Origin of the sequence: Butyrivibrio sp. INlla16 (assembly GCF_900104155.1) — a bacterium.
In the GTDB taxonomy this organism is placed as follows: domain Bacteria; phylum Bacillota; class Clostridia; order Lachnospirales; family Lachnospiraceae; genus Butyrivibrio.
Genome location: NZ_FMYB01000107.1, coordinates 1 through 4993, shown reverse-complemented (window position 1 = coordinate 4993; position 4993 = coordinate 1). Strand labels below are relative to the sequence as shown.

At 39.7% G+C, this 4993-nt stretch carries 5 protein-coding genes and 1 pseudogene; 4 read left to right on the top strand and 2 right to left on the bottom strand.

All coding sequences use genetic code 11. The features are described from left to right. Positions 1 to 348 precede the first annotated feature (348 nt). The 4 genes from BLR42_RS21840 to BLR42_RS21825 all read left to right on the top strand — a co-directional run bounded on the left by BLR42_RS21840 (position 349) and on the right by BLR42_RS21825 (position 3892). The gene (locus BLR42_RS21840; RefSeq protein ID WP_091873757.1) at positions 349 to 690 is read left to right on the top strand and encodes a hypothetical protein; all 342 of its coding nucleotides are present in this window, start codon (positions 349 to 351) and stop codon (positions 688 to 690) included. 105 nt (positions 691 to 795) lie between these two features. Next, positions 796 to 1029: a hypothetical protein gene (locus tag BLR42_RS21835; protein ID WP_091873754.1), complete on the top strand. Its 234-nt coding sequence runs from the start codon at positions 796 to 798 to the stop codon at positions 1027 to 1029. A gap of 649 nt (positions 1030 to 1678) precedes the next feature. Beyond that, positions 1679 to 1879 (top strand): hypothetical protein, encoded by a 201-nt coding sequence (locus tag BLR42_RS21830; RefSeq protein ID WP_091873751.1) that lies wholly within the window; start codon positions 1679 to 1681, stop codon positions 1877 to 1879. 96 nt (positions 1880 to 1975) lie between these two features. Beyond that, positions 1976 to 3892, top strand: coding sequence for a recombinase family protein (locus BLR42_RS21825; RefSeq protein ID WP_091873749.1), 1917 nt, complete (start codon positions 1976 to 1978; stop codon positions 3890 to 3892). A gap of 400 nt (positions 3893 to 4292) precedes the next feature. Here the strand turns inward: BLR42_RS21825 and BLR42_RS21820 are convergent, their stop codons facing one another. Continuing rightward, the gene (locus BLR42_RS21820) at positions 4293 to 4685 is read right to left on the bottom strand and encodes a hypothetical protein (RefSeq protein ID WP_091873746.1); all 393 of its coding nucleotides are present in this window, start codon (positions 4683 to 4685) and stop codon (positions 4293 to 4295) included. Positions 4686 to 4689: 4 nt separating this feature from the next. Further along, positions 4690 to 4993 (bottom strand): annotated as a pseudogene (locus BLR42_RS23225) (transposase); the annotation flags it as partial.

Genomic DNA, 4993 nt, shown 5'->3' with positions numbered 1-4993 from the left:
GTAGGAAAGATCAAGGTTCCAAAAGCGGTCTATGATATCCCAGGTGCTTTGAGATATAGCATCTGGATCAGGGTAATATTTGCGGAGATTTTCAACAACAAAGTTTTGGTAGTCGGCATGACTGCCACAATTAACAGGTAACATAAAATCGCCCTCCAATCAAAAAACTTACGGCCGCGCCGTAACGACACTTCCTTTTTAACAAGGGCGCGAAGCGCCGCATTTTTGGAGGTAAATGTCAAGTGTTTTTTGATAAAAAAGTGGGGGATTTTAATAAAAAAGGAATCTGAAAGCCGCATTGTTACTGGCTTATAGATTCCGAGAGTATATATCAGCATTCTGGAGGAAATGATTTCGTTATATAAGGACGGGGTTCTCCCAATATATGCGGACAGACCATGGATGAAAGATATTATGGCTCATTATTCCACTATGTATATTGATGCACTCCTGAAATTATGCAAACTGCTATGTGACAAGGAAGATTATATAACAGCACATACTTATGCTAAAAACGGGACAAAACTGTTTTCATATAATGAAAAGATATGGTTATGGGCGATTGTTTCATTGGAGAAAACCGGCAGGAAGGAATTGCTGGCTGCGGATCAGCGGGATGCTTTTCAATGCCTTGGCAGTGAAAAATACACGGAAATGATCTCAATGGTAGGTAAATGGTATCAGGAATGAAAATTACATCAAAGTAACAGCAGCCGATATTGATTTCTATTGTATAATGTTGCCCATCGACGTCGAGAAAATATAATGAAGTTTTAGAAAGGTCAGTGTTTTAACATGGAAGTGGTTGAAAAAAGAGCGCATAAGCCTTGGGAAACATGCCCGACATGCAAAAGAGCTTATGACAGATCAGATTCTGAGGGGTATATTGTAGAAAAGGAGTGTCCGCATTGCCATACGCACTTTGTTGTCATGGTTGTTGACGGCAAACTGACATCATTTGTTTCGAGACGTAAGCGTGAGACATATACAGTCCCTGGAAATATCGGTAAGAGGGTGACTGTGAAATAACTGAAACGATACTGTGATTTTTCAGTTGTTTTGTTTGGAAATATTTCTACTTTGTGATATAGTAACATCAGTTGAATAAATGAGGCATCGGAGCCAGACAACATGAAACTCTCCGGTGACCAAGAGTTTGCGTTGAGAGTTGAATTCGGCATTTATTAGAACCGTCAGGAACCTGCAAAACGTTATCCTTAAAGAGAAGATTCTGTTTGAGGAATTCGTTTTGCAGGTTCTTTTTGTTTTCTATGAGCACATGAGCAATATCCAATGCTGATGGCTTATGGCAGAATATATCGCACGGAGATGGGACTTTTGCCTGTCTCGATGACGGTAGGAATTCTTTTGGATTCCTGCAGTCATGAGGCAGACAAAGCCAATTGTTAAACATACAACTGAATATGGATGAATGTTATGGGACGTGTGGAACAGAGTTAGCCACATATCCGAGCCCGCGATGAGGCATCTGCTTCTTTAATATAGAAGTGAAAAGTGAAGAAGTATCCGATTGTTGATACTGAAGCAAAGGTGTGGAGCGATAAAGCAGCGGATATAGCAGGAGATTGGTACCTGCGGCGATGATCCTGTTTTCTGACAATGATACGTAAGATGGATGTGCGAGCATCCTGACCGGTGACCGAAGAGGAGCCAGGCGGTGGAAATCCGACGTGAGGCTGTAACCAGCAGCCTACCTGTAACATGTTTTTATAGAAATGGAGTTTTTAAGAGTAATGGAAAAGGAAAAATTGTTGGAGTATGCATTAAAGATGTCGTGGTTGACAATACTCAGAGAAAAGGAGCTGATAACACCGGAAGAAGATCGATACATTCGGCAGAGATACAAGCAAAAATATAGAATGATATCGCCGCTACTGATTGACGTTGGAAATAGCTGATGATATATTTATAATATGCAGTAAAGTAAGTTGCAACTAAAATATGGAGCGGTTTGATGGAAGTAAAAGTAATAAAAAAGACTGCAGAGGAGAAGGGTGCAAACAGACGAAGCTTAGAGAATGACGTAAAAAGGGTAGCGGCCTACTGCAGAGTTAGTACTGATCATGAAGATCAGATTCATAGCTACAAAGCACAGTGCGCTTATTATAAGGATATGATCAGCTCACATAATGATTGGAAGCTGGTTGAAGTGTATGCAGATGAGGGAATATCTGGTACTCAGGTTCAGAAGAGAGACGGATTCAAGCAAATGATTGAAGATTGCGATAATGGTTATATTGATATGATCATTACCAAATCGATTTCAAGATTCGCCAGGAATACACTGGATACACTCAAATATGTCAGAAATCTTAAGGAAAAGAATATAGATGTATTCTTTGAATCTGAACACATTCATACATTATCAATGGATGGAGAGCTTCTCCTTGTGGTGCTCAGTTCAGTAGCACAGCAGGAAGTAGAGAATATATCCAGTAATGTTAAGAAGGGATTGAAGTTTAAGATGTCATCGGGTGAAATGGTTGGATTCCCTGGATGTCTTGGTTATGACTATGATCCTCAAACAAAGGCAATAACGATAAATGAAAAAGAAGCTGAAATTGTCAGATACATATTCAAGCGATATGTGGAAGGCAAAGGTACGTATGTAATCGCAAAAGAGTTAAATGAGAAACGATGGCGTACCAAGAAGGGAAACTCATGGGATTGTGGAGCCCTTCTGAAAATCATAAAAAATGAAAAGTACGTAGGTGATTTGCTGCAAGGTAAGACAATTACTATTGATCCAATAACTCATCGCAGATTACCTAATAAAGGTGAGCAGGATCAGTATTATGTTGAGAACCATCATGAACCTATCATAGACAGAGAAACATATAACGCAGCTCAGAGTATCCTTGAATTGCGAGGAAAGAGCAGAAATAAAGCTACTCCCTGGGTGAGAGAGAAGTACAGCTGTAAGTATACATTTAGCAGTAAGCTGGAATGTGGCTTTTGTGGTGGACATTTGACTCGCCGTATGTGGCATGCAGGAACTGATCATCCCAAAGCCATATGGCAGTGCATAGCTGCCACCAAGGGTGGCAAAGCCTATTGCCCTGACAGTAAGGGAATACCCGAAGAGCTCATAGAACAGGCTTTCATTGAGTCATATAGAGAATTGTGCGGAGAAGAAAATACACTTCTCCAACAGTTCATGGAAGAGACGCATAATTACATCAATGAACTTTCAGACTCACGAAAGTTGGAAGAAGTTAATCGGAAAATAAGAGATAACGAGAATAAGCAGAGAAATCTGATTGATTTAAGACTGGAATCAAAGTTCGATACAGCGACTTTTGATAAAACAAAAGAAGATCTCGATAAAGAACTCGAGAATCTGCTCACTGAAAAGGAGGTGTTGGAAGCAAGGGAGCAAAACAAAGATGAACTGGCCAAGAGAATTCAGGAGTTTAAGAAGACCCTGGCACAGAATCAAGTCCTTGAAACTTTCGACCGAAGTATTTTCGAAGCACTTGTTGAAAAGGTAATAATCGGAGAAAAAGACGAGGAAGGTAACACAGATCCCTATAAAATTACTTTTGTATATAGAACAGGTTATAACAAAAAAATAACTTTACCACATAACGGAAGAAGATTTGTTTATACCAAGGGCAGCAATTCAGCATGCTCTGAAAAGTTGCAAAATACAGAAAACGCCTCATCAAAGTTGCAAAACATAGAAGTCGAGGGTTCGGGCTTGTCGCAAAATACTTCACTCGGAACGGAAGCTGGAAAAGTTATTGCAACATCAGATCCGGATGGAAAAGAAGTTGCAAAAACCGATACACAAGATCAATCGAGACAATTGTGTTGCTACAACGGACAAAGTGAGACAGAGTCGCAATTTCCTGACTCCGACAAGTTGTGAGACAGTAGTTCTCTTGACGAAGAGAAGCGAGAGCGGAACTTCCACGCGAAGTAGTTGTGGGAATGGAGATAATTTAGTTTAGGAGTGTATTAGAGACATTTCGTGATGGGATGTCTCTTTTTAATTTGCACTTATTTAAATTTGTTGCTATAATCTGTCTCATTCTGAACGAAGGCAGTGAGAAGCGTATCGGAGACACTGCTGATTTCCATTTTGATAATAAAGATAATTGAATATAGTCCATTTATTTATGAGGATATGAGCTGCTTGATTCTTCTTTATCGTATTTTGAGGTGTTAAGCACCTTTTCTGTTGTGCCGGAGATGTGTACAGGGTACCTTTGGTGAAATAGCACTGCTGAAAGATAAGTGATGAATGTTTGCGGCAGTTGTATTAACCATTATTGTACTATTACAAAGTTTATTTCGAATGATTGCGGCAGTTGGAAAAAGTATGCCGCTACTGCCGCTATAAAAATATATGTATAATGCGGCAGTGTCATATATGTATATTGAAATGCTACAAAAACAAATATTTGGATATGTGGCAGTTCAGGAAGTAAAAAAATAACTGCCGCAACAAGACAATATGGGAGTTGTGACAGAAAAGATAGGGCATAATGCTCTGCTACAAAACTGAAAATAATAGTTTGCGGTAGATACCGTAAGCCTAAACAAATTGCTGCAAAAGCTTGGATCAAAATATGCAGCAGAATAATTGAGATTAAGAAAGGAATATTATATGCAAGGATTGGAAGAATTACTAACCCTAAAGTCGTTAAATGTGTACTCAAATCATCACTCCTGATTTAGGCCTATTTTTTCCAGATAGAGCGCATCACAGGAGGTTATTTCTGTATTCCATCTGCGACTGCGGAGTTTGGTAGATATCTCTACCTGCTCGATTGTATCAAACCACTGCAGCTGCAGATATAAAGGTGTATTGTTGACCCAGGTTCTTAGCTTTTTGGTGGTCTTGAGATCTTCGCTCTTTAAGTTCCCGCTGTTGATCTCGTTGTCGAGAACTGCCTTGAGCTTGCGTATTTCTTCGCTGAAATATTCGTAGTAGCACAGCGAGATGAACTGTACAAACATACGGCCT

Bases quoted from the DNA above. Each gene is read 5' to 3' on its own strand.
- BLR42_RS21840 (WP_091873757.1), top strand. From the start codon at position 349: ATGATTTCGTTATATAAGGACGGGGTTCTCCCAATATATGCGGACAGA.
- BLR42_RS21835 (WP_091873754.1), top strand. From the start codon at position 796: ATGGAAGTGGTTGAAAAAAGAGCGCATAAGCCTTGGGAAACATGCCCG.
- BLR42_RS21825 (WP_091873749.1), top strand. From the start codon at position 1,976: ATGGAAGTAAAAGTAATAAAAAAGACTGCAGAGGAGAAGGGTGCAAAC.